Source organism: Microvirga soli (assembly GCF_016734765.1).
GTDB classification, from domain to species: domain Bacteria; phylum Pseudomonadota; class Alphaproteobacteria; order Rhizobiales; family Beijerinckiaceae; genus Microvirga; species Microvirga soli.
This window is the reverse complement of record NZ_JAERQE010000063.1, coordinates 1-21,292: the sequence shown is the minus strand read 5'-3', so window position 1 is coordinate 21,292 and position 21,292 is coordinate 1. Positions and strand designations below refer to the sequence as shown.

25 protein-coding genes and 1 pseudogene are annotated in these 21,292 nt (G+C 61.6%); 11 read left to right on the top strand and 15 right to left on the bottom strand.

Features of this window, described 5'->3' with window-relative positions; translation table 11 throughout:
• Positions 1-90: 90 nt before the first annotated feature.
• Complete coding sequence (locus tag JKL45_RS26335; RefSeq protein ID WP_201864768.1) at positions 91-324, bottom strand: hypothetical protein; 234 nt, start codon at positions 322-324, stop codon at positions 91-93.
• Between the two features lie 127 nt (positions 325-451).
• Between JKL45_RS26335 and JKL45_RS26330 the strand changes: the two genes are divergently transcribed.
• Entirely contained in the window at positions 452-1,486 is a 1,035-nt protein-coding gene (locus tag JKL45_RS26330) for a YihY/virulence factor BrkB family protein (RefSeq protein WP_201864767.1), read from the top strand.
• Between the two features lie 58 nt (positions 1,487-1,544).
• On the opposite strand, the gene cls is transcribed toward JKL45_RS26330, so the two are convergent.
• Together cls and JKL45_RS26320 are read right to left on the bottom strand one after the other, a co-directional pair.
• Complete coding sequence (gene cls, locus JKL45_RS26325; RefSeq protein WP_201864766.1) at positions 1,545-3,020, bottom strand: cardiolipin synthase; 1,476 nt, start codon at positions 3,018-3,020, stop codon at positions 1,545-1,547.
• Between the two features lie 225 nt (positions 3,021-3,245).
• Positions 3,246-4,163: an amidoligase family protein gene (locus tag JKL45_RS26320; RefSeq protein ID WP_201864765.1), complete on the bottom strand. Its 918-nt coding sequence runs from the start codon at positions 4,161-4,163 to the stop codon at positions 3,246-3,248.
• Positions 4,164-4,324: 161 nt separating this feature from the next.
• On the opposite strand from JKL45_RS26320, the gene JKL45_RS26315 reads away from it, so the two are divergent.
• The gene (locus JKL45_RS26315; protein ID WP_201864764.1) at positions 4,325-4,588 is read left to right on the top strand and encodes a hypothetical protein; all 264 of its coding nucleotides are present in this window, start codon (positions 4,325-4,327) and stop codon (positions 4,586-4,588) included.
• 140 nt (positions 4,589-4,728) lie between these two features.
• On the opposite strand, the gene JKL45_RS26310 is transcribed toward JKL45_RS26315, so the two are convergent.
• The 4 genes from JKL45_RS26310 to JKL45_RS26295 all read right to left on the bottom strand — a co-directional run bounded on the left by JKL45_RS26310 (position 4,729) and on the right by JKL45_RS26295 (position 6,896).
• Complete coding sequence (locus tag JKL45_RS26310; protein WP_246498981.1) at positions 4,729-5,112, bottom strand: nitrile hydratase accessory protein; 384 nt, start codon at positions 5,110-5,112, stop codon at positions 4,729-4,731.
• Complete coding sequence (nthB, locus tag JKL45_RS26305; protein ID WP_201864762.1) at positions 5,099-5,758, bottom strand: nitrile hydratase subunit beta; 660 nt, start codon at positions 5,756-5,758, stop codon at positions 5,099-5,101. The genes JKL45_RS26310 and nthB overlap by 14 nt, the downstream gene beginning before the upstream one ends.
• Entirely contained in the window at positions 5,755-6,381 is a 627-nt protein-coding gene (gene nthA, locus JKL45_RS26300) for a nitrile hydratase subunit alpha (RefSeq protein WP_201864761.1), read from the bottom strand. Before nthA ends, nthB begins: the two co-directional genes overlap by 4 nt.
• Positions 6,382-6,686: 305 nt before the next feature.
• The gene (locus JKL45_RS26295; protein ID WP_201864760.1) at positions 6,687-6,896 is read right to left on the bottom strand and encodes a hypothetical protein; all 210 of its coding nucleotides are present in this window, start codon (positions 6,894-6,896) and stop codon (positions 6,687-6,689) included.
• A gap of 319 nt (positions 6,897-7,215) precedes the next feature.
• On the opposite strand from JKL45_RS26295, the gene JKL45_RS26290 reads away from it, so the two are divergent.
• The 3 genes from JKL45_RS26290 (at position 7,216) to JKL45_RS26280 (ending at position 9,028) form a co-directional block, all read left to right on the top strand.
• Positions 7,216-8,052 carry a universal stress protein gene (locus JKL45_RS26290; protein WP_201864759.1) on the top strand — a complete coding sequence of 279 codons (837 nt, stop codon included), beginning with the start codon at positions 7,216-7,218 and terminating at the stop codon, positions 8,050-8,052.
• Positions 8,053-8,220: 168 nt separating this feature from the next.
• Complete coding sequence (locus JKL45_RS26285; RefSeq protein ID WP_201864758.1) at positions 8,221-8,691, top strand: aminoacyl-tRNA deacylase; 471 nt, start codon at positions 8,221-8,223, stop codon at positions 8,689-8,691.
• Between the two features lie 145 nt (positions 8,692-8,836).
• The gene (locus JKL45_RS26280; RefSeq protein ID WP_201864757.1) at positions 8,837-9,028 is read left to right on the top strand and encodes a hypothetical protein; all 192 of its coding nucleotides are present in this window, start codon (positions 8,837-8,839) and stop codon (positions 9,026-9,028) included.
• A 93-nt stretch (positions 9,029-9,121) separates the two neighbouring features.
• Here JKL45_RS26280 and JKL45_RS26275 read toward each other — a convergent pair whose 3' ends face one another.
• A complete protein-coding gene (locus tag JKL45_RS26275; RefSeq protein WP_201864756.1) occupies positions 9,122-9,847 on the bottom strand; it encodes a DUF2270 domain-containing protein in 726 nt (241 codons plus the stop codon).
• A 282-nt stretch (positions 9,848-10,129) separates the two neighbouring features.
• Here JKL45_RS26275 and JKL45_RS26270 point away from each other — a divergent pair.
• Positions 10,130-10,957, top strand: a pseudogene (locus JKL45_RS26270) (protein-L-isoaspartate(D-aspartate) O-methyltransferase).
• Here the strand turns inward: JKL45_RS26270 and JKL45_RS26265 are convergent.
• Both JKL45_RS26265 and JKL45_RS26260 read right to left on the bottom strand, forming a co-directional pair.
• The gene (locus JKL45_RS26265) at positions 10,941-11,528 is read right to left on the bottom strand and encodes an IMPACT family protein (RefSeq protein ID WP_201864755.1); all 588 of its coding nucleotides are present in this window, start codon (positions 11,526-11,528) and stop codon (positions 10,941-10,943) included. The pseudogene JKL45_RS26270 and the gene JKL45_RS26265 sit on opposite strands and share 17 nt — an antisense overlap.
• A 149-nt stretch (positions 11,529-11,677) precedes the next feature.
• Positions 11,678-11,995 carry a hypothetical protein gene (locus JKL45_RS26260; RefSeq protein ID WP_246498979.1) on the bottom strand — a complete coding sequence of 106 codons (318 nt, stop codon included), beginning with the start codon at positions 11,993-11,995 and terminating at the stop codon, positions 11,678-11,680.
• Positions 11,996-12,219: 224 nt separating this feature from the next.
• Between JKL45_RS26260 and JKL45_RS26255 the strand changes: the two genes are divergently transcribed.
• Complete coding sequence (locus tag JKL45_RS26255; protein WP_201864753.1) at positions 12,220-12,975, top strand: IS6 family transposase; 756 nt, start codon at positions 12,220-12,222, stop codon at positions 12,973-12,975.
• 166 nt (positions 12,976-13,141) lie between these two features.
• Here the strand turns inward: JKL45_RS26255 and JKL45_RS26250 are convergent, their stop codons facing one another.
• Complete coding sequence (locus JKL45_RS26250) at positions 13,142-13,756, bottom strand: peptidoglycan-binding domain-containing protein (RefSeq protein ID WP_201864752.1); 615 nt, start codon at positions 13,754-13,756, stop codon at positions 13,142-13,144.
• A 250-nt stretch (positions 13,757-14,006) separates the two neighbouring features.
• Between JKL45_RS26250 and JKL45_RS26245 the strand changes: the two genes are divergently transcribed.
• On the top strand, positions 14,007-14,195 hold the full coding sequence (locus JKL45_RS26245; protein ID WP_201864751.1) for a YodC family protein: 189 nt from the start codon (positions 14,007-14,009) through the stop codon (positions 14,193-14,195).
• Between the two features lie 1,088 nt (positions 14,196-15,283).
• Here the strand turns inward: JKL45_RS26245 and JKL45_RS26240 are convergent.
• The 3 genes from JKL45_RS26240 to JKL45_RS26230 all read right to left on the bottom strand — a co-directional run bounded on the left by JKL45_RS26240 (position 15,284) and on the right by JKL45_RS26230 (position 17,848).
• The gene (locus JKL45_RS26240) at positions 15,284-15,652 is read right to left on the bottom strand and encodes a hypothetical protein (RefSeq protein WP_201864750.1); all 369 of its coding nucleotides are present in this window, start codon (positions 15,650-15,652) and stop codon (positions 15,284-15,286) included.
• Between the two features lie 451 nt (positions 15,653-16,103).
• A complete protein-coding gene (locus tag JKL45_RS26235) occupies positions 16,104-17,402 on the bottom strand; it encodes a multidrug effflux MFS transporter (protein WP_201864749.1) in 1,299 nt (432 codons plus the stop codon).
• Positions 17,399-17,848 carry a MarR family winged helix-turn-helix transcriptional regulator gene (locus JKL45_RS26230; protein ID WP_246498977.1) on the bottom strand — a complete coding sequence of 150 codons (450 nt, stop codon included), beginning with the start codon at positions 17,846-17,848 and terminating at the stop codon, positions 17,399-17,401. The genes JKL45_RS26235 and JKL45_RS26230 overlap by 4 nt, the downstream gene beginning before the upstream one ends.
• A gap of 220 nt (positions 17,849-18,068) precedes the next feature.
• Here JKL45_RS26230 and JKL45_RS26225 point away from each other — a divergent pair, with 220 nt between their 5' ends.
• The 3 genes from JKL45_RS26225 to JKL45_RS26215 all read left to right on the top strand — a co-directional run bounded on the left by JKL45_RS26225 (position 18,069) and on the right by JKL45_RS26215 (position 20,582).
• Entirely contained in the window at positions 18,069-18,287 is a 219-nt protein-coding gene (locus tag JKL45_RS26225; RefSeq protein ID WP_201864747.1) for a dodecin, read from the top strand.
• Positions 18,288-18,915: 628 nt separating this feature from the next.
• The gene (locus tag JKL45_RS26220) at positions 18,916-19,680 is read left to right on the top strand and encodes a histidine phosphatase family protein (protein WP_201864746.1); all 765 of its coding nucleotides are present in this window, start codon (positions 18,916-18,918) and stop codon (positions 19,678-19,680) included.
• Positions 19,677-20,582 carry an NAD(P)H-hydrate dehydratase gene (locus JKL45_RS26215; protein WP_201864745.1) on the top strand — a complete coding sequence of 302 codons (906 nt, stop codon included), beginning with the start codon at positions 19,677-19,679 and terminating at the stop codon, positions 20,580-20,582. The genes JKL45_RS26220 and JKL45_RS26215 overlap by 4 nt, the downstream gene beginning before the upstream one ends.
• A gap of 105 nt (positions 20,583-20,687) precedes the next feature.
• Here the strand turns inward: JKL45_RS26215 and JKL45_RS26210 are convergent, their stop codons facing one another.
• Complete coding sequence (locus JKL45_RS26210; RefSeq protein ID WP_201864744.1) at positions 20,688-21,035, bottom strand: response regulator; 348 nt, start codon at positions 21,033-21,035, stop codon at positions 20,688-20,690.
• Positions 21,036-21,292 lie beyond the last annotated feature (257 nt).

Sequence of the window (21,292 nt, the reverse complement as noted above, 5' to 3'; positions counted from 1 at the left end):
GCTGGTCGGGGCCGAGCTCGACGTCAGCGGCATGGAAGTGGAGAAAGACCGCGACTTCCGGCGCTGACAGGTGGCGGTCCGCGCCGGTCCTCATGCCACTGTCCGTCCGATGATCCGCGCGACGACAAAGAGGATCGAGGCGCTAGACGTCGCCAGACCTATGCCCCGCCAGCGGTGGATGCGCCGCTCCCAGACAGGGGACATGTCCCACTCGTCGGGGCGCCCAGAGCCCAAGAGCCTCCTGAACTTCTCATGCGCGTCCCAGCCGATCCCGAGCGCGACGAGCGCGGCCCACGCCAGTTCCTCGCCGTTCCAAACCGACACGCCTTTTCCCGGATGCAAAGGAGCCGAGAGCCCGGTTGCGGGGTTAACGCGAAAAGGCCTGAAACGTCGCGCTCACACGGCATGAACCTGCCGAACCAACACCCTGCTGGACCTCAACGGTGCCCCCATGAACGAACATGGCGAAGATTGGCGCTCCAAGCTTGAAGAGGAGGCCGGGCCCGGCGTGCTGCCGGACGATCTCGTCCATGCCCGGGAGCTCGGCCGGGGACGCCAGGCAAACACCCCTGGGGAGATCCCGGCGCGTGGCTGGAGGGACATCCTCTGGCGCGTGTTCTGGCAGATCCCGGACGACCGCATCCTGTCCACCTCGGGCGGGGTCGCGTTCTTCGCACTCCTGGCCGTCTTTCCGGCGATTGCCACCATCGTGTCGCTCTATGGCCTATTCGCCGATGCCGGAACGATTCGGGGCCACCTGTCCCTTCTCGCCGGCATCCTGCCCGGAGGGGTGCTGGAACTCATCGGCGGGCAGATCTCTCTGATCGTCACCCAGGGCAATGACACCCTCGGTGTCGCCTTCATCATCGGCTTTCTGGTGGCGCTGTGGAGCGCGAACTCGGGGGTGGCGGCCCTCTTCGACGCCCTCAACGTGGTCTATAGCGAGAAGGAAAAGCGCAGCCTGCTGCGCTTCTACGCCACGACCTTTCTGATTACGCTGGGCATGATCGGCTTCACCATCCTGGCCATCAGTGCGGTGGTGGTCGCGCCTGTCGTGCTCACCTTCATGGGTTTCGCCACCCCGGCCGAACGGCTCCTGGCCGTCCTACGCTGGCCAGTTCTTCTCGCGGTCGTGGGCATGTGGCTGGCGGTCATCTACCGCTATGGCCCGAGCCGCCGCGACCCGAAGTGGCGGTGGGTGACCTGGGGCAGCGCAGCGGCGGCTATCCTGTGGCTCACGGCCTCCATGCTGTTCTCCTGGTATGTCGCCAACTTCGACAGCTACAACAGGACCTATGGGTCACTCGGCGCCGGGGTTGGCTTCATGGTGTGGATCTGGCTGTCGGTGGTGATCGTCCTGCTCGGCGCCGAGCTCAATGCCGAGATGGAGCACCAGACCGCGAAGGACAGCACGGATGGCGCGCCCAAGCCACTCGGCGCCCGCGGGGCCAACATGGCGGATCACGTTGGTGCGTCGCAGACCTGACGCTGGCAGCAGTCCTGTGGCAAAGGTGCGGCCAAGCTTTGGGCGCTGGCCTTCAGCCCTACAGCAGGGGCGAGAGCAGCCGCGCCGTGGAGTCACACAGCCGCTTGAGCATTGGGCTCCGTTGGTACCCCGCCGGCTCGAACGGATAGCAGTCCTTGAGATCCCGCTTGAACGCCGCCTCCAGCTCCCGAGCGAGCCGCGCATCGTAGATCACGGCGTTGAGCTCGTAGTTGATGCTGAAGCTGCGGATGTCGAGGTTGGCTGAGCCGATGGAGCAGACCTCGCCGTCGATGCTAAGCGTCTTAGCATGCAGGTAACCTGCCCCATACATGTGCACCCGCGCTCCGGCGGCCGCGACCTCGGCTAGGTAGGTGTTGGCGGCCCAGTACGGCGCCTGGTTCAGCCCCTCGCCGCGGTCGCTTACCATCACCTCGACATCGATCCCCGCCAGGGCTGCCGCCCTGAGCGCCTCCGCGATGGTGGCGTCGAGGATGAAGAAGGGGGATTGCAGACGCACGCTCTGCTGGGCCGACGTGATCATGGCGAAGTAGAGCTGGCGGATGGCTCGCCACTCCGAGTCCGGGCCTGAGGTCAGGATCTGCACCGGCACGTGGCCGTCAACCGCAGCGCCACCGGTGGAAGGAGGCGCGCCATTCCCGAGCGATGGAAACCGATCCGCCGCGAAGAGGTCCTCGCCCGTGGCGTTGTACCAGTCGACGAGGAACACCACCTGCAACACGGCGGCCGCCTCCCCTTCGAGGCGCACCTGCGTGTCCCGCCAGCGGTCGAAGCCCGGCCCACCGTCGATGTGCTCCTGGCCGATGTTCATGCCGCCGGTGTAGCCGACCTTCCCATCGATGACTGCGATCTTGCGGTGGTTACGGTACGAGATCGTGTGCAGCCAGTAGAGGGCCGATACAGGCGACACATGCACGCTCCCTTCCCTGAGTTCGCGTCTGTAGCGGCGGGTGAGGCGGAACAGCGATCCAAACGGGTCATAGAGCAGGCGCACCTCGACACCCTGCGCTGCCCGCTCGATCAGGATCGCCTTCAGCTCGCGCGTGAAGGCGTCGTCGGCCCAGGTATAGAACTGGAGGTAGATCGTCCGCTGCGCCTGCCTCAGGTCCCCCATCAGGTTAGGGTAGAACGTCGACGCGTTCTGCTGGATGGCGACCCGGTTACGCGTGGTCAGGATGGAATGGGAGTTGCGCCGCACCAGAGACATGAGTCGCCTGAGAACCGGGGTTTGGGTCTCCAGCTTTCCGATCTCCTCATCCTGACGGGCCAGGAGCTGCTTCAACAGCGGCCCGGCTGTCTCCTCCAGGTTCTGGCGCGCTAGCTTGCGCTGCCGGCTGAAGGCCTTGCGGTCGCGTCCGAACAGGACGTAGACGGCAAGCCCGATGCCGGGCAGGACCAGGAACAGCAGCATCCAGGCGAAGGTCGCCTGGGGACGGCGGTTCTCCAGAAGGATGAAGATACCGGTGAGCAGCGCGTAGGCCGCGAAGAACCAGCCGAGGGCTGCGGTCCAGGTCATCCTTTCCCCGTTCTCCCATCAGGCAGCAGGACAACCCGGTTCAGTGTCTGGGGTTCGCCTTGCGTCCTGGCTCTTTCGAGCGCTGTGGGAATCGAAGGCCAGAAGCGTGCTTCCACTGCATCCCATGTTGGATGCCTGGACCGTTCTGGCAGGCTCCACGTGACGACCGTTGCCGACGCAGCGGGATCAGCGATGGCAGACCTCATTGCGGCCCGTAACTGGCAATCACGCCGCCATGGCTTTGCCGATCGCGCACAACCTGTCCGTATCAGACGCAAGCCTCTCCACCATGAGCCACCGATGCCAGTCCGGCATGATGCTCCACTCCAGATCGCTCAGGTGCACCTGCGGCAGGCGGTAGTGGAAGGCCGGACGCGCACCGATCTTCTCGCGAGGAAGCACGGAGCGGACCCGGTCGTCATCGAGGTAGGCAAGGAGCGGCAGAAGGTCGAGAGCGCGGTCACGGGTCGGGTTCGCCGCGAGATAATCCGCCGTCAGATCCGGCAGGTCGGGCCAGTAGTCGGGGGCGAGCACCTGCCTGACGTAGTCCTGCGGAAATTCGGGCGGAAGGACGTGTGCCAACCGCTTGCTTCCTCGAGCGGTCTCCTGCCGGAGACGTTCGCTCATGATGAGAAAAGCCTTGAGAAAGGCGGCCACCGTCGCCGCATCGAGACGCGGCGGATCGATGTTGAAGTGGAGGCCAAGCGAGTCCAGGAGCACCGCTCCTCTCCCATGCGCCCCGGCGGCACGCAGGACATCAACGAGATCGTCCAGCTCCGGCAACCGGTCGATCGGCAACGGCGCCGTGACGAGTTCCCGGGGAACGAAGGGCGACACCACCGCACCCAGCCACGCTGCTGCCCGCCGATCCAGCCTCAGGCCCAGGCCCGGGTGGCGTTGGGGATGCACGTAACGGAGGTCGGTCTCGACCCGCATGTCGCCGAGGCAGGTGCCGAGAATTCTGAAGGCATGCGGATCCTCGACAAAAACCGAACCGCCGAGGGCGCGGGCAACGGCGGCGGCCGCGTCACGCGCGCTCGGTCCCATGAACTCGATCTCGACCCCGACACGGCGCGACCTACCGCTCGCTCCTGTCGGGACTGGTGTGCTCCATGTCGCGGTGGCATTGGCAGGATCATTCATCACTTGCGGGACATGGGGACAGCCAAGGCGAGTGACAATGAGCGACCGGGCGACATGACGGGATCGTAACCTTCCGATCATCCTTGTTTCATGAGGTGGGCGATAGGGTACTCCTGCGCCTTGCCTTCAGGGCATCCTCTCGCAGGAAAGGGAAAGCTACGATGTGGGCTGTGCTTAGGGATCTCAGGGTTGTTCTGGGATCAAGCCGCTTCTGGAGTTCCACCGTCAGGCTGACCATCCTGGTCTCGGTCGGGATGGCTGTCCTCTTCGTTACGATGTCGGCGATGATCCTGTTGTTGCCGCTCGCCTTGGTCGCAGGCCTCGCCCTGCATCTGTACGTCAGGCGTGCGTTGCGTCAGGCCGCGCGGCGTACGCGTGACGGTCTCATCATCGAGGGTGAGTACGCCGTCCTGGAGCGGCGCTAGCCTTGCAGGGCGAAGATCCGTACGCTGCCGAGACAAGGAGCCGCATGCCATCATCTGCAATGATCGCAGCCATCGCCAAGGCCAGCCTCAAGGGCGACGCTGGTCGCAGACCGTCGCTGCGCGCCCTCGCGGTTCGCAGATCAGCGGAGTGGATCATTCTCGAGCAGGATTGGCTGCCCATGCGGGGTTGCATGCGCCGCACGGTCCCATGCCCCACGGCGCTCCGCCAGCGCCTGCTCGGTTGCAATGCCCTTGTCCCTGACCAACTGCTCGATTGCAGCCAGCCAGTGCTGATAGTAGGTCGAGCCATCATCACAGTCACCAGATGCTTGGGCCTGTTTGATGGCCGCCGCGAGCGCTGCAGCCCACTCCGTCCAGGTAAACAGGCCCTGCTCGTGGAGAGCCAGCGTCATCGCGAAGGCTTGAGCCTCCCAAGGCTCGTGAAAGACAGGTGCGCCATCATCCCCGCGCGGGATCCGCGCGACCTCTGCGGCCACACGGACCAAATCTTCATACCGGCTCAAGGTAGCTCTCCCAGGCATCGATCGAGACAGTGATGTTCTGATCCGCCTGCTCGCCCCACAGCTCCCGACCCGAGAAACAGATCGTGTAGAGCCATTGCGGCCGCTCGCCTTGTCCATGAGCGTTCGCGTCCGGATACACATGGGCGCCGTGCACCAGCTCAACAACGCCGGTCTTGCCGCGAGCATAGCGCGGCAGGCGGGTGTGGCCCTGAGGGTTTAGGTTGCGGGTGCGGACCCGGTCACCCACCGCAAAGCGCGCCGGCTGCTCGATGGGGCGCTCGGCCGGGCCACCGCGGGCCAGGACAGCCGGTACGTCCTCCGCCTTGAGCACGCGCTTGATTGCCGCTGGCTCGGAAAGGGATTGGCCACGCGTCAGCTCCTCCCTCGAGACGAGCCCAGCTGCAACAACCAGCTTTTCGACACCCTTGGTCCAGATTTCATAGTAGCTCGAGGTGAGATACTCACCAGGAGGCAAGGACTCGCGGGCATGCCGGCTCATGTCGATGTTCCAGCTGCCGGAGGCTCCCATCGCCAGGGTTAGGCCGAAGGCCCGTCGCTCCCACGCAGCATGGAACCAGGGCTCGTCTTCTTCGATGGCGATTGGGCCAAAGCCCATCATGCCGCCGAGGTCCTGAGCGCCATTCATCGCACTGCCTCCGGTTGCCGGGCGAGCCCGGTGCCGATCATGGAGTCGCGGGTGACGAGTTCGGCCAAGGCCTCCTCGCTCATACCCTCTGTTCCCTCAGGACGCATCGGGATCACGAGGTACCGGACCTCCGCGGTCGAGTCCCAGATCCGGATGCGGGTGGTCTCGGGCAGGTCTACCCCGAACTCGGCTAGAACCCCACGCGGGTCGAGCACAGCCCGGGAGCGGTAGGGAGCTGACTTGTACCAGGCCGGGGGAAGGCCGAGCACCGGCCACGGGTAGCAGGAGCACAGGGTGCACACGACCATGTTGTGCTCATCTGGGGTGTTCTCGACCGCCACCATATGCTCGCCCTGACGGCCAATGAAGCCGAGAGACGCGATGGCCGCTGTGGCGTCGGTTCGGAGCCACTCCCGGTAGGCAGGGTCTGCCCAGGCCTTGGCGACCACCTTAGCCCCGTTGCGGGGACCTACTTTGACCTCGTAGGTCTCGACCAGCGCATCAATGGCGGCTGGATCGACATAGCCCTTCTCGACGAGGATGGACTCGAGGGCACGCACTCGCAGCTCGATCTCGGAGAGATGGCTGTGGTCGTCATGATCGTGGTGATGGTCGTGCCCCATATGTACCGCCTTCGCCTGCTCGGATGAGTCCGGGCCATGCTAACCGGGTGATGGTGGCGTGGCCAGCCGTTGGCGTGCCGATCATCCTCAGACGATCGTACGTCGAGGATGTTGAGCGGTTGCGGAGATCGTCCGGCTACCTATTGGCTACCTGGGAAAAATTTGCTCAAAGGGCAGATGCCGGTAACCCTTTGATATTGTTGGTAAGCGCGCTGGGACTCGAACCCAGGACCCTCCGATTAAAAATTAGAGGGTCCTGGCAGCTGGAAACCTCGGGGGTGCACTGTTCTGTCATGTCCTGCAGGCTAGCGGGGATTGCTGAAGAAGGTGTCCTCCGCCGCCAGAGCAGCAATTAGTCGGGCCAGGGCCTGGGCGGCAGAGAGCAGTTCCTGCTGCTCGGCATATGTCAGCTGTCCAACTGGAGCGCTCCAGCGTCGATCAGCCATGGGATTCTCGACCTCCGCCGTCTGCAGCGAAGATCCGTTCTCGTCCCAGCTCACGGTCAGCTTTGGCATAGCGCAACTCCCTGAGATGTGGATTTCTTAGCCAGTGCTGATAAGCATACTTGATCCCGCTCCCATTATGAACTGGCTCCTGGCATCGTTCCTATATGAGTAGTTCGGACCCCGAGGTTTACCGTCCATGCAACTTGCGAGCCTGCGGGCCGCCCCGAGGTCGTATCGATCAGGTGAGACTGTCCGGCTTCCGAACTCTGGCTCTGGCACTCCGTGCAACGGAAGAGCCAACATACAGGGCCTCGCCAGAGACAGATCTCTGCCACGGGAGTACAATGATCTCCGCCTGTCGGCTGCCGAAGTTCAGTCCGAGGATGCCATGAAGTCGATCCTCGTTCCTGTGGAAGAGCATGTTCTGATGCATTCGGTGCTTGAGACTGCGCTGCACCTTGCGCGAGCTCTGGACGGCTATCTGGAAGGCATGGCAATTACCCCTAACCTGCCGCCCTACATCGCCTCCGATCTTGCTATCGGCGACATTTCGTTTCTTGATCCTGAGGTGCGGCGACAGCAGGCCGAGGCCTCCCGCCGAGGGTTCGAGTCGTTCATGAAGGCCCGAGGGGTTCCCCGATCCGAAGCAGGGTCGTCGGGGCTTTGCTTCAGCTGGTGCGGCGGCGATCTGGCGGAGGACGACTTCGTCGGCCACTATGGACGAGCCTTCGACATAACCGTACTCGGACGGCCTAGCGATCAGCCTGACCACCCGCGCCTGCCCACCGTCGAAGCTGCGCTGTTCGAGAGCGGCCGGCCTGTTCTGCTCGTGCCACCGGGCCCAGCTGCTACTCTCGGCACGACCGTGGTGATTGCCTGGAACCGGAGCACGGAGACGGCCCGCACGGTGGCCCTGGCAATGCCCCTGCTGGCCAAGGCGCAGCGGGTTGTGGTGATCGACTTCGAGGACTGGGGCGTGTCGGGCCCCTCCCCCCAGGATCTCAGCCGCACCCTCGCACACAACGGCTTGCCGGCGGAAACACGAACGGTCCCGAACCCACATGGACATACCGGCGAGGCCATTCTGTCAGCGGCAGTATCGCTCGGGTGCGATCTGCTCGTCAAAGGCGCCTACACCCAGAGCCGGTTACGGCAGTTCATTTTTGGTGGAGCCACTAGTCACATTCTGTCGAACACGACCATTCCTGTTCTGATGGCGCACTAGGCAAGGTGTCCCACTTCGCCACTGGGGCGGATCACAAGAACGGCAGTTCGATTGTTGCTGGTGAGCCACAGGCGTATAACAGCGGATACCAAGCAGCCGCGCCAGCGGCGCCGGTCTATGCGCATGCCTCGTGAGGCGGGAAACCCCTGGCCCAATGGGAGGCCCGTCATGACCATCGCACCCACACTTCAAAAGTACATGGACGAGCGCGGGATTCGGTACGAGCTTGTGCCGCATGAACCAAGCCTGTCGGCTCTGGGCTCCGCCCACGCGGGTCACATCCCAAGCGACAGGCTGGCCAAAGCTGTCGTGCTCAACGATGGAGGCCGCTACAAACTCGCTGTTCTCCCTGCCTCACACCATCTTCAGTTGTCCGACCTCAGGACGGAGTTCGGACATGAGATTCATCTGACCAGCGAGCCGGAAGCCGCGGGCGTCTTCCGCGACTGCGGGTTCGGCGCGGTTCCGCCCCTGGGCGCCTGCTATGGTCTGGATGTAATCATCGACACCAGCATCGACCAGCAGCAGGAGCTGTACTTTGAGGGTGGAGACCACGCAACGCTGGTTCATGTGAACGGGGCGGAGTTCGCCCGGCTCAATCCTCAGGCCCAGCACGGCTCCTTCAGCGTCCGCAACTGATGGCGTAGCTCGGGCGGCAGAAGAAGAACATGGGCCTGACAGGGGGTGCCAAGCTAAGGAGAAGCACGATGAAAGCAGCCCTGGTGTTTGCCGGCAGCGGCCGATTGTGATCCTTACCTCCTATCCCTCATTGTCAGATCCTGGTTTGCTGCGGACTCTCAAGGCACGTGGCGTTGGCAAGTTCATTGCCTATGAGCTGCCGCTCGATATGGCGGCGGCCCGCTATGGCGTTCACTTTGAGGTGGTGATGAACGGCGCCCGGGACAGCGATGACCTGCGGGTGCTCGACGTCAATGAGGATCGTACCGTCCGGCTCTTCCGGTTCTCCGGGTTGTGACCGCCGATGATGCATGACGAAGAGGAACGGAATCGGGCAGAGACAGCCGGCTGAAGTTAGAGAGAGGCAACGGCCTCTGTTGAGGTGGTGATGTTACACATGGACATTGCCGAAGGCCAGTTCGCCCTCGCCTTTCGGCCGGCGCAGCGAGGTATACAGGATCCAGCCATAGAAGAGTGTTACCGCAAAGATTACAGCCCAGCCCGGTAGCGGGCCTATGGCAGCATTGCGCACCCATTCCCCGACTGAGCTGACTAGATGGGTTTCAACTGCACTCTCCTGCATCCGGATGAAGGTGGTCTTCACCAACCAGGCAACCAGCAGGATCAGGAACAGCCAGCAGTAGTTGCGCCGCATCCGACGGGAGATGGCCTGGCTGTGGCTGGTCAGGAACATGGGCTGTCTAAGATCATCGCCCATCTTGTGAATCCACTCGTCCGTTGTTCCCTCTTCCGGGGCGAAGATCTGGGCATAGTAGTTGCGCTCCATGCGGCGCACGCGATTGCGGTAGACATCGAAGAAGCGGTAGCGGCGCGCCTCGATCACCAGGAGCAGCAGAACCAGGACCATGGCAAACAGCAGCACGCCATGGTGGGCGGTCGGCGTGGAGAGCGAGACCGACAGCATCGCTGCCACGACGGTAATGGCCCAGTTGGTGGTGCGGTCGATCCGGTCGCGCCAGCCCGCCATGCGGGCGATCTCGGCGCGATGGTAGTGCGCCATGACGTTGATGAACTCGGTCGAGGTGCTTGGAAAGACCGGTGCCGTGATGGTCGGGCGCAGATCTTGGACAGTGCTGTGAATGTTCTTCGGCCGCATGGTATCCCTCCCTCTTCATCAAAACGTTGGAGGCTTTCCGCTGAAGCTATTGACCTACCTGTTCAGGATCTCACCAAGGCAGGTGAACTATAGCACCAGAAAGCTCCGTCGCGGATCAGTTTCGTCCGCACTCCCGTCAGCGGCCACTAGAGCCTGGCCGTGGGGATCCGTATCAGTCTGTCTGTTCCGCTGAACGCTCTTCGCTTCTGGGATCATCAGCTTGGGTCTACAATCAAGTACATCACCCCTCACCGCACCAGACCGAGCGGGAGATTGTCTGCCATGAAGCCGATGACTGAGACGCATCTCGCGATCCTACGCCGCCACATGGTGGAAGTGATTGCCCTTCAGGCCGATCTGATGAGCGAGGGGATCGGCAAGAGCTCACTCGATGAGCGGGTGCTGGTGGCTATGCGGCGGGTGCAACGTCATCTCTTTGTCCCGCCACAGCTTGCAGCCATTGCCTACCAGGACACCCCGCTGCCGATCGGCTTCAGCAAGACCGTGCCCCAGCCTTTCATCAGCGCCCTCATGACCGACCTGCTGGACCTGCAGCCGCATGAGACTGTGCTCAGGATCGGCGCCGGACTCGGCTACCAGACGGCCGTCTTGGCCGAGCTTGCTCGCCAAGTCTGAACCGTGGAAGTGGTTGAGGAGTTTGCCAGCTATACCGAGGCGCGCCTGCATCAGCTTGGCTATAGCAATGTCACCGTTGGGATTGGCGACGGAACGCGTGGTTGGGCAGAGCATGCGCCCTTTGACAAGATCCTGGTCACGGCTGCCGCCGAGCAGCCGCCTGAGGCGCTACTGAACCAACTCGCGCCGGGAGGCCTGATGGTGTTGACTCTGGGGTCGGAAGAGACGCAGCAACTCACGGTGATTGCAAGCACGTCAATGGGCAGATCAGCACACAAGAAATCATCCCGGTGCGGTTTGGTCAGCTGGAGACAGCAATTTGAGAAGAGACCCACCAGGAGATCTGCTGCATCCGTAACGGTCCTTCTCCGCAGCAGGTCACACGAGTGGGCGTTGCAGTTGCGCATTGAAGCTGCGGGCAGTGCACCGCCTCTCCGCAGCTGGGCAGATTGCGGTGTCACAGATCTCGAGTGACTGATGCCCGGCCGCTGGTGATGTCCGTGATCATGCGGGCGATCTGCGGGGCGGTTGCGTCGGGCAAGTCCACTGTGAGCGTCGCACCTACCTCGGTGAAACTCTCCCGGCGGATCTGAACACCTGCGATGCTGGCCAACCGCACCTTCACCAGCGCAAGGTCGGAAAAGGTTACGGCGATGGTGGCTTCGCAAACCGCCACGATCTCGACCAGCTTGCCTGCCCGCAGGCAGGCGGCGGCTGCACCGCCGTAGGCTCGGATGAGACCACCGCTGCCGAGGAGCACCCCTCCAAACCAGCGGGTCACGACAACAGCGACATTGTCGAGGCTCAGCCGATTAATCGCCTGCAGGATCGGTTTTCCTGCTGTGCCGCCGGGCTCACCGTCATCGCTTGCGCGATAGCTCTGACCCACCCGCCAAGCCCAGCAGTTGTGGTTGGCATCTCCGTCCGAGTGCGCGGCGATGAACTCCTTAGCGGCCTGCTCGCTCGCAATCGGGCCGGCTGTCGCAATGAACCGGCTCTTCTTGATGATTTCTTCGAACGAGGTGGGGCCTTCCAAGGTGTACATGGGCTATGCGAGGCCTCGTAGGCTGAGTGTCATGTCTTTGGGAGCTTCTTCCGGCAACACCGGGAAATCACCATCAAAGCGTCTCAATAAGGCAATGGTTGAGCAAACCTCGGCTATGCGCAAGCACCCAACAGCCGGATTGCCTCAGCCTACGTGGTCTCTCCAAGCATCTTACGCACGGTGGCCGGCGACAACCGGAAGTGTTTGGCCACCTGAGAGGGAGCCACCCCGGCCAGAAGTGCCGCCCGTACGGCCTTGCGCTGCCCCTCCTGCAGCACCGATGAGATCTTGCCGGATCTTGAGAGCTTGTTCTGGCGTGTGGGGCTTGGAACCAGACGCTTTAGTGACAGGCTGGCCTGTTTTGCCGCCTCCTCCAACTCTGCCCGGCTACCCCTGCCCGTCTCCAGGCGGCGCCGCAACTCGTCGATCAGCGCACCAAGATCTTGTACCAACTGCGTGTCAGACACACTCGTAATCTCCGGCGGCTTAGCCGGAGTGGCAACCCGCTGAGGGGGCGGTGTCGGGACAGTTATCGTGTACTCGAACAGGTCAGGGGTGTGGCGAGAAGATCTCTTGTGTGGCATAGACTTCATATGGGTTTCAGCCAGTGCTGATCCAAGTACGCAAGGGTGAGTCGTGACGGCACCGTCAGATTAACCGGTGGGTGACTGGATCGAGGCATATGTGAGGGATGAAGAACACCCGTCATCCTCGCTATGCCCGCCACCGCTTTCCGGCTGAGGTGATCAGCTATGCCGTCTGGTTGTACTTCCGGTTCCCGCTCAGCCTCCGCATGGTCGAGGAGATGCTCGCGGCGCGAGGCATCGCGGTCAGCCATGAGACGGTCTGGCAATGGGCGTTGAAGTTCGGCCAGAGCTTCGCCAAGCAGATCCGCCGCCGTCTTCCAGCCCCCGGCGACGAGTGGCACTTGGACGGGGTCGTGATCAGCGTCGCGGGCCAGAAGCATTGGCTCTGGCGAGCCGTCGATCAGCACGGGGCCGTGCTCGACATCCTGGTTCAGAGCCGGCGCAATGCCAAGGCGGCCAAGCGGCTGTTGCGCACGCTGCTCAAGAAGCAGGGGATCGCTCCTCGCATCATGATCACCGCCAAACTGGCCAGCTATGCCGCTGCAAAGCAAGAAGTCATGCCCGGCGTCGAGCATCGGCAGCATGAGGGCTTGAACAATCGAGCGGAAAACAGCCATCAGCCGACCGGACGACGGGAGCGGATCATGAAGCGCTTCAAGTCAGCCGGTCAGGCCCAACGCTTTCTCTCGGTTCACGATCAAGCAGAAAACCTCTTCCGCCGCTCTACCCACTCCAAGGCCGCTGATCGTCGCCGTGCCCGCGCTCGGGCGTTCCAGGTCTGGACTGAGATGATCGGTGTTGTAATTGTCGCCAGATCCAGCCTCAAACCAGGATCCGCGTTTCCTTCTCCGACAACTTGACGGTACCATGAGGTGCATGGCGCGGAATTGAACACGACAAACGCCGACAGCTTGAGAACCATGGATGGCCTTAAAATGGATGCTCAGGTTCAGCCACTCTTGTGGCGCTACCTGATGAGGCACTCGCCAGTTATCACTACGGGCTGAATAGACTGATACGACTGAACTACTGAATGAGGGAGGCCATATGGGTTCTCAATGCCTGAAGAGTCGCAGGTCCAAGTTTGCCTGTGACAGGAAGACCTTTGGCTCGCTCAAATGCTTCAACGGCTTTGCGGGTAGAGGGGCCAAGAGAGCCGTCAGCTTTAAGCTTTCCATACCCGAAGTCGACAAGCGCTTCCTGCGCCGTGCGGATCTCCTGCTTGGAAAGACGAACAGCTGACGTCGTGCTGACCGTGGGGCTTTCCATCATAGCGACAGGCTGATCCATTGGCCCGGTTAACTGAAGGCGGTTTTGCTCAAGCGCTTGACTAACATTCGCCCTCAGAGAATCCAGCTGCTGGAGTTCTTCGGTTGCGGCTTCGATCCGCACCAGCATAGTATTCAGATCCTGGCCCGCCAGAGTTTTTTGCTCATTGACCTTCGCCAACCTATCGCGCTCTGCGGCGATAGTCTCAATCTGCTGCCGAAGCCGCGAGTTCTCACTCTGGAGCGTGTGCTTCTCAGTTCCTGTAGGCAGGACAGAATACACAAACAGGCCCCAGCCGATCACCGTAGCAGCCAGGAGACCTTTGCCTGTTGCATTGAGCTGCAGCCTGACTCTGTTGTTCACATAACTCATGAGCTTCCTCGCAGATTGTTAGCTGAATGTCTGAGGGCGTGGTGAGCTGACATCAGCTCCGCATTGGGTCGAGCTTGTGACGCAAGTGGGGCAATGCGAGGGGTCTGGCGGGCATGGTTAATCAAACGTGTTCATCCGCTGCTGGGGATGGACATCGCCTGTCAGGGGCGATGTTCGGGAGATTGAACCCTTACCTTACGTGCTGTTAACCAGCCAGCTACACTCTGATGTGGTGGATCAGGAGCGAACCATGCAGTTCAGTGTCGGCGATATCGTGTATCTGATTGCTTATCCCTCTCACCGGATGACCGTCGTTGAGGTCGATGACTTCGAGATCGCCTGCAGGTGGTTTCAAGGGGCAGCGGTGAAGGAAGGAATATTCCCCTTGCATATGATCGCTAAGGAAGACCGATCAAAGACCGTTGAAGTCATAGCTTAGCGTCGAGCTCCTGGCTGCAGGGTGCTGTGGTCGTCGTGTCGAGGGCTGCAGAGCACGGTTCGATGCGGCCATCGGGTTAGTCTTGTGGAAGGCTCCGGGGCGCTTGCATTCCATTGGAGGTGCTTGCTGAAGGTCAATCTATCGTGTCGAAGAGCTTAGGATGCGGCCAGTAGGTCAGCAGCCTCTTCGAGCAGAGTTTGAAATGAGGACTGGTTCTTCTGCCCCAGTAAAACAGCATCGAGCCTAAGGCTAGCGGCAGTTTCCTCGCCCTGCTCGCCTCGGGCGAGCGTGGCTGCCGCTCGGTCCAGTAGTTCAGCTCATCCGTTCTCATCTTGGCCCAGAATTATCGCCGACCCGTGAAGTAGTCTCCCTGTGGTAACTGGCGACTCTGGCAGCCATCGTGCAGCATGAATAGAGAGGGTCGTGCGACACCCGTGAATTGTACCGGGCGCGTGTTGCCGTCCGTGCGCCAGCGCAAGCTCGGTTTGCGCCCAGCCGGTCGTTGTCGAGCGCAGGGCGCCCCGCGCTTTGATCCGCTGAGCGGGGCGCTGCCATTACGATTGCTAAGCGCGTGTAGGACAGAGCGCCGCCATGCTCGCGAGATACAGGCGAGGCCGTGATCGGGCAGACCTGCTGCTGCCACAAACAGCGGCATTCCTGAGAGACCTTTGATGCCGAGCGCTTCGCGTCGAGAGCGCTAAGGCTGCGGCTTTGGCGGCAGGATCTCTATCGCACACATCAGCTGATCTCACGCCTAAAGTCGAAAAGCTTTTCAGCCGGCTTTCCGCTAAGACGCGTCAACGGCCAATATGGACCAGACAAGAAAAAGCCGGGCTCGAAGCCCGGCGAAGTTAAGGTCCGACAAATCAGTCAGAACCTTCCAGAGGGAACGGCCGATACAGCAGCGCCGGGAGGAATAGGCGATGCCGCGTTGAAATCAGCCGCGGCTGATATGGGCGGCATCGCGCCTCTTTGCAATGCAGAATCCCTCATGAAGGGACTGCATTGAGAACATGACATGGCTACCCGTCTTGGATGCCGTTCCCCATGACGGGCATCTTAGCCCATCCGCTCGGTCTCTGCTTACCTCACCAGGATGCCGGATGGATGCGCCGCTTCCAACGCTCGTGCCGCGGCAATTGAGTTGCGGCAGACTGGCGCTTGGTCAGCCGACGCCCGGCCGCGTTCATGGGTCCCACCATTGTTGGCCACCTCATCTCGGGCACCGGTACTTGCTCAATCTCTATCATGGGTTGGAACACTCCTCTCTGCTCCACACCGCTGGAAGTTTTTCGTCCGCGGCTTCCGCGCATTAGCGTTCTCTTCCTGACGTCGGCAGGCTGAACATCATTGACGTACGCCGCGTTCTGTTCAGCCGCGGCAACGGGTGCCTCGGGCACAGCGGATTGCGCTTCCGCCACGTCCTCAGAGGTGCTCATGATCAGATCGAGTTTCATCTGCTTCCGATTATCCGTTCCTGAAGAACGCTTGCGGGCAGGGGGAACTGCCTCAGAGGTGCTCCGGACTGGCTCGACAATGCTCTGCAGGATGCGTGGGGCCGAAGACGGTACGGAGGCTCCGTGAGGCTCCCCTGTCTCGACAATCTTGGGACCTTACCCGGTGGTGCCTCAAACAGCCGCCGTGGCGGGAGGTGCTGACGCTCACCGTGAACGCTGGATTTCTTAATCTCGACAGAGAAGGTCTTGGTGTTCCGCTTCATCTGCTGGCTACCAACTGGAAAGGATGGTGACCTAAGTTCTTGTGGGCATGATGTTAACACTGACGGCACATACAATGCTGCACCTGAATTCTGCCGGAAATTGACTAACTCAGGAATAGGTTCTGCGCGAGGACTTCTTCAGGCATCAGCTTCCTGCGGACGATTCATCTTCACCACGGCAGCCTTCATCACCGCCTGCCCCGATGCACCACTCGCTCGATCTCCTCGCCGCCAGCGCCGACTGCTGCTGCCGGATCAACGGCCGTTTCCAGCTCCTCCGGGGCTGCAGCAAACCGTTTGCTTTCCCGTTTTGAAGGGAGGGCAAAGTGCGCTAGCACGGCGAGCAGAGCCATGCTGGGCATCACGGTTGCAAGCGCCGTCAGGGGATCGCTGAAGAGCAGGGCTGCAACCGCGGTGCCAGAGAGTCCAACGCCAATCTGCAGAAAGCCGGCCAGAGCCGAGGCCGCTCCGGCAACCTTTGGAAAGCCCGCCAGGGCCGCCGTGGTAGCCCCTGGGATCACCAGCGCGCTGCCGAAGGCCCAGATCAACACAGGACCCATGGCCGTGTACAAGGCGAGCGGCAGAAGGCGCAGACCAAGGCCAAACCCAAAGGCCGACACCGCAACGAGCATCAGTCCAAATGGGACCAGGCGCCTGGCTTCAACCCGACGCAGCAGCCGGCCCGTGACCGCCGCGCCCAGAGCATAGGAGCCGGTCTGCATGAGCATCACCAGACCGAACTGGGTTGGTGTCAGGCCAATCTTCTCCATCAGCACGAAGGGCAGGATGACCGCCATGGTATAGAATGCACCGACCGCGCATCCGAGGACGAGACTGCCCCGCATGAAGCCTGCGTCCTTGAGGAGCATTGCGTAATTCCGCAGGACCTGACCCGGATAGGCCTGTGTGGGATCAGGAGCGGCATTGGTCTCGACACACCACAATCCAATCACCAGCAGCGCGACGATGCCGTAGACCACCATAACGAGAAAGATTGAATGCCAGCCGAGGGTGCTCAGGAGCACGCCACCGATGGTCGGCGACACCGCTGGTCCCACGGCAAGCATCAGGCCAATGAGGTTCATGATGCGCGCTGAGCTCTGACCGGTGAACTGGTCGCGCACGATCGCCCGCGAGATCGCCACCCCCGCAGCGACCCCGACGCCCTGGAGCGCTCGCCCGATCAGAAGCCAAGCGATCGAGGGCGAGAAGACCGCGATGACACTGCCCAAGACGTAGATGGAGAAGAAAACAAGGGCAACCGGCCGGCGGCCGAAGGCATCAGACAGGGGCCCGCAGACCAGTTGGGCAAAGGCAAAGCCAAACAGATAGACGGCCAAGGACATCTTGACTGCCGCCGGCGTGGTCTGAAGCACCTCGACGAGCGTGGGCATCGCCGGCGTGTAGAGCGCCATGCTGACAGAGCCGAGTGCCACGATGAGAGCCCCGATCACCGCCGTGCGGGTCTCGGACATGAGGGGCTTCATGCCTGCTCTCTCCCCAACTCGCTGCCGGCAATGTTCGACCGCATGCGCTTCAGCAGACCTCGGAGCTTCTCAATCTCGTCAGGATCAAAGTCCCGCAAAGCCTCTTCCTGAACTTTCCGCGTAATCCCAAGAACCTGCTCAAGGGTCTGCTGTACGTCAGGGGCAAGCTGCACTGTCTTGGCGCGCCGATCCGTTGGGTCTGTCTCCCGCGCGACAAGGCCCCGCCTTTCCAATCTGTCGAGGAAAGTAACGAGTGTCATGGGCTCGACATTCATCTGCGCCGCGAGCGTAGTCTGGCGGGAGGCCGGATAGAGGCTGACATAGGCCAAGGTGCGGGCTTCGCCGGCCGTCAGCCCCAGACCAGCACCGTCAAGGGCCCGATCGATCTGAATGCGCAGGAGCCGTGCGGCGTCGACCAGAAGGAGACCGATGGTTTCTTCAGGCAATTTAGTAACCATCACTTATTATTAGGCACGCTTACTAAATTGAGAAGGCTGTCAGCGAACAATCCTGATCTGCGCCAGCGGCATGCCGGAACATCAGAACGAACCGGAGGCATATGAGCAGGTTCTGCGTCCCGGAAAGAGCACCTGATGACGTGTCCGAAGACTAGCAGGCCCCGCGTGGTGCTCTATGTGCCCGCGGGATGATGAGCTGGAGCACGCGATGTCTGATCATGTCTACAAGATGGTTGAACTTGTTGGTTCCTCTGAGACCAGCATCGAGGATGCCATTCAGACCGCGATCAAGCGGGCCAGCCAGACACTGAGAAATCTGCACTGGTTCGAAGTCGTCCAGACCCGCGGCCACGTCGAGAACGGCGAGGTCCGGCACTATCAGGTTGTGCTCAAAGCTGGCTTTACCCTGGAAGACGAGGCTCCGTAGTGTAGGAGGCCGGTTGCGCCTTTTCCGTGTCAGGGCGCGTGTAAACAGCAGCACAGAGAAGCATCCCCGCCCAGGGTAGAACTGAGCGGGGTTCTGTCTTGGAGGCTCGGTAAGCAACTCAACCTGTAACTACAATAGCGGCCAATTCGTAAGTTGCTGGTGCATGTGCCTGTCGACTGCTGAGCCAGGCAGGTTCCGGATGGCGTTCAGCCCAACTGCAGGAGATGGCCAAGATTTGGGAAGCTTTGCCTGAGGACCAGGACGGGCTGGCCCATAACTCTCCCGAGGGGGAGGCTCCACATGGGAACAAAGACGCGGAAAGAACAGCATAGACAGGATCTTTAAGTCAAAGATCGGTGCGCCGTGTCAGGCGTTGCAGCAACCGATCCCGTTGAGCAGGTTCACAAAGGCATAACGACACCCAACCTGAGGCGGTAACGTCACTTGCCTCCGCCTTTGCTGTGAAGCTTTGAGACGCTGCGAAACCAACATATGTTAAGTTGGTCCCCTCCTGTCACAGTGACAGGAGGGTGCTTTGCCTTGCTGGCTCATTCAGGCGCAGCAGGAACCTATGGCCAAGGCTGACGTTCTGATCCCTATCTGCTGACTGACGCGGGGATCTCAGAAGATGCAACAGCGCTGGCCCGAGCGTCTCTGGATCGTGCGTCATGGTGAGAGCGCCGGCAACGTAGCTCGCGATGCTGCCCATGCTGCTGGCTGGTCCCACATCGATATCACCGACAGAGACGTGGACGTCCCTCTGAGCTCCCTCGGCGAGGAGCAGTCACAAGCACTAGGACGCTGGTTCGCTGATCTCCCCGCCGCTGAGCGCCCCAACGTCGTGCTCACCTCGCCTTATCTAAGGGCGCAACGGACCGCCGACATCATCGCGGCCGCGGGCGGCGTCTGCGCTGAGCGCCACACATTCGTGGTTGACGAGCGCCTGCGCGAGAAGGAGTTCGGGATCCTCGACCGCCTGACCCGGTCAGGCATCGAGACACTCCACCCCGACCAAGCCGAGTTCCGGCGGCTGTTGGGCAAGTTCTATCATCGGCCGCCGGGCGGGGAGAGCTGGTGCGACGTCATCCTGCGCCTGAGGAGCGCGCTCGACACCATCTCTCTGCACCATAGCGGATGCCGCGTCCTGATCGTTGGGCATCAGGTTGTCGTTCTATGCCTGCGCTATCTTCTCGAGAACATGACGGAGCAGCAGATCCTGGGGATCGATGCCGAAGGAGACGTGGCGAACTGCTCTGTTACCGAGTACCGCCTGGACCGGAGCATTGGCGAACATGGGCAACTGAGGCTGCACTGCTACAACTTCGTGGCTCCGCTCGAGGAGGCTGGTGCACCGGTGACATCAGATCCGGATGCCAAAGTGGCGGCGCGATGAAGGAAACCGCGGTCACGGCAAACCTCCTTAGCCGCCTCCCGCTCCCACAGCCGGCGGAGGATGGAGATAAAGATCAGCGCGGCCGCGTGCTCGTCATCGGCGGGAGCTTGGCTGTACCCGGTGCGGCGCTCCTTGCAGCCACCGCAGCACTGCGGGCTGGCGCTGGGAAGCTCCAGATTGCAACTTGTCAAAGCATTGCGCTCCCCTTGGGCCTCGCTGTGCCCGAGGCATTGGTCATCAGACTGCCAGAAACCGAAGCAGGCGAGATCGACCCTGGTGCCGGCCCCGTCTTGCGCGAGCGGATCGCACGCTGTGACGCGGCTCTGATCGGACCGGGTATGATCGACGAGGACGTGGCTGCCGCATTGACGGCCAGCATCCTGACATGTGACCCCGGACCGGCGTTCGTCCTGGATGCAGGAGCATTGGGCCGGCTGAAGGACCTGAAAGGTGTTCTTGCGCGCCATGATGGCCGGATGGTGATTACGCCCCATGCGGGCGAGATGGCGAACCTGAGCGGCATCAGTAAGAGCGAAGTTTCAAGCAACCCAGCCGAAATAGCTGGCGAGACCGCACGGCTCCTCAATTGTGTTGTGGCACTGAAAGGAGCCCGCACCTACATTGCTTCGCCGGACGGGGAGCGATGGTCTTATAGTGACGGCAATGTCGGCTTGGCGACCTCGGGCTCTGGGGACACGCTGGCGGGCATCATTGCAGGCCTGCTAGCGCGAGGCGTTCCTCCAGGTCAGGCAGCGCAATGGGGCGTTTTTCTCCATGGCGAGGCCGGGAACCGCCTGGCTCGTGCCCGCGGTCGTCTCGGCTTCCTTGCGCGCGAGCTACTCGCTGAGATCCCAAGCATCATGGCAGGGTTTGATCAGCCACTACCGGAAGTGGAAACCTGAAGTACTGGATGTTCCTATCCATGTCCATAGATTGGAACGAGGCCCGATGCAGACCTCCCCTGCTCTGGGCGATAACCCTGCCTAGCCGCTCTGGTTTGTATGTCCTTATGCCGCGTATACCTCCTCCTCGGCCATGGTCCGCCGAACAAGTTGGCTGATCACCCCCGCGAGTTGGTGGGACCGGTAAGGAGCACCCAAGCACGGAGCTCCGTCGACCTTCTCAGCCTCCTTGAGCCTGAACGGCATGCGTGAGGTGTAAATCACCTTGAGATCAGGATCGGACACACGTGCGCTCTTGGCCAGCGAGAGGCTATCGCCCGCCTGCCCGAGGTCGGTGTCGATGACCAGAACACTGATGCGCCGGTGCGTGCAAAGCAGATGCCCGGCTTCCTCCAGAGTTCTCGTGAAGAGCACCTCATAGCCATAGCTAACCAAGCTGTTGGCAGTGGTCATCTCGGCCAACCGGTGACCAGAAACTAGCAAAACGATAGGCTGTCGACCCATGATGAAATGCCTTGCATGGAGCGCGCAAAGGCGCCCTCTGAAATAGAAAGGTTGTTCGGAAACAAACCCCCGAATGTGCTGTGAGTGGCCTGTCGCGAGTATGGTCCGCCAACAGGGTTAATCGAAGGTTAAGTAGTCGGCCCTGAATAATGCGGCGGCACGAGGCGGGCGCTGGATTTCAGGCGACCTGAGAAGTATCCGATTGC

Bases quoted from the DNA above. Each gene is read 5' to 3' on its own strand.
- JKL45_RS26225 (WP_201864747.1), top strand. From the start codon at position 18,069: ATGTCTGATCATGTCTACAAGATGGTTGAACTTGTTGGTTCCTCTGAG.
- JKL45_RS26290 (WP_201864759.1), top strand. From the start codon at position 7,216: ATGAAGTCGATCCTCGTTCCTGTGGAAGAGCATGTTCTGATGCATTCG.
- JKL45_RS26320 (WP_201864765.1), bottom strand. From the start codon at position 4,163: ATGAATGATCCTGCCAATGCCACCGCGACATGGAGCACACCAGTCCCG.
- JKL45_RS26330 (WP_201864767.1), top strand. From the start codon at position 452: ATGAACGAACATGGCGAAGATTGGCGCTCCAAGCTTGAAGAGGAGGCC.
- JKL45_RS26215 (WP_201864745.1), top strand. From the start codon at position 19,677: ATGAAGGAAACCGCGGTCACGGCAAACCTCCTTAGCCGCCTCCCGCTC.
- JKL45_RS26250 (WP_201864752.1), bottom strand. From the start codon at position 13,756: ATGAGTTATGTGAACAACAGAGTCAGGCTGCAGCTCAATGCAACAGGC.
- nthA (WP_201864761.1), bottom strand. From the start codon at position 6,381: ATGGGGCACGACCATCACCACGATCATGACGACCACAGCCATCTCTCC.
- JKL45_RS26285 (WP_201864758.1), top strand. From the start codon at position 8,221: ATGACCATCGCACCCACACTTCAAAAGTACATGGACGAGCGCGGGATT.
- JKL45_RS26265 (WP_201864755.1), bottom strand. From the start codon at position 11,528: ATGTACACCTTGGAAGGCCCCACCTCGTTCGAAGAAATCATCAAGAAG.
- JKL45_RS26220 (WP_201864746.1), top strand. From the start codon at position 18,916: ATGCAACAGCGCTGGCCCGAGCGTCTCTGGATCGTGCGTCATGGTGAG.
- JKL45_RS26315 (WP_201864764.1), top strand. From the start codon at position 4,325: ATGTGGGCTGTGCTTAGGGATCTCAGGGTTGTTCTGGGATCAAGCCGC.
- JKL45_RS26255 (WP_201864753.1), top strand. From the start codon at position 12,220: ATGAAGAACACCCGTCATCCTCGCTATGCCCGCCACCGCTTTCCGGCT.
- JKL45_RS26275 (WP_201864756.1), bottom strand. From the start codon at position 9,847: ATGCGGCCGAAGAACATTCACAGCACTGTCCAAGATCTGCGCCCGACC.
- JKL45_RS26210 (WP_201864744.1), bottom strand. From the start codon at position 21,035: ATGACCACTGCCAACAGCTTGGTTAGCTATGGCTATGAGGTGCTCTTC.
- JKL45_RS26240 (WP_201864750.1), bottom strand. From the start codon at position 15,652: ATGAAACTCGATCTGATCATGAGCACCTCTGAGGACGTGGCGGAAGCG.
- cls (WP_201864766.1), bottom strand. From the start codon at position 3,020: ATGACCTGGACCGCAGCCCTCGGCTGGTTCTTCGCGGCCTACGCGCTG.
- nthB (WP_201864762.1), bottom strand. From the start codon at position 5,758: ATGAATGGCGCTCAGGACCTCGGCGGCATGATGGGCTTTGGCCCAATC.
- JKL45_RS26245 (WP_201864751.1), top strand. From the start codon at position 14,007: ATGCAGTTCAGTGTCGGCGATATCGTGTATCTGATTGCTTATCCCTCT.
- JKL45_RS26295 (WP_201864760.1), bottom strand. From the start codon at position 6,896: ATGCCAAAGCTGACCGTGAGCTGGGACGAGAACGGATCTTCGCTGCAG.
- JKL45_RS26235 (WP_201864749.1), bottom strand. From the start codon at position 17,402: ATGAAGCCCCTCATGTCCGAGACCCGCACGGCGGTGATCGGGGCTCTC.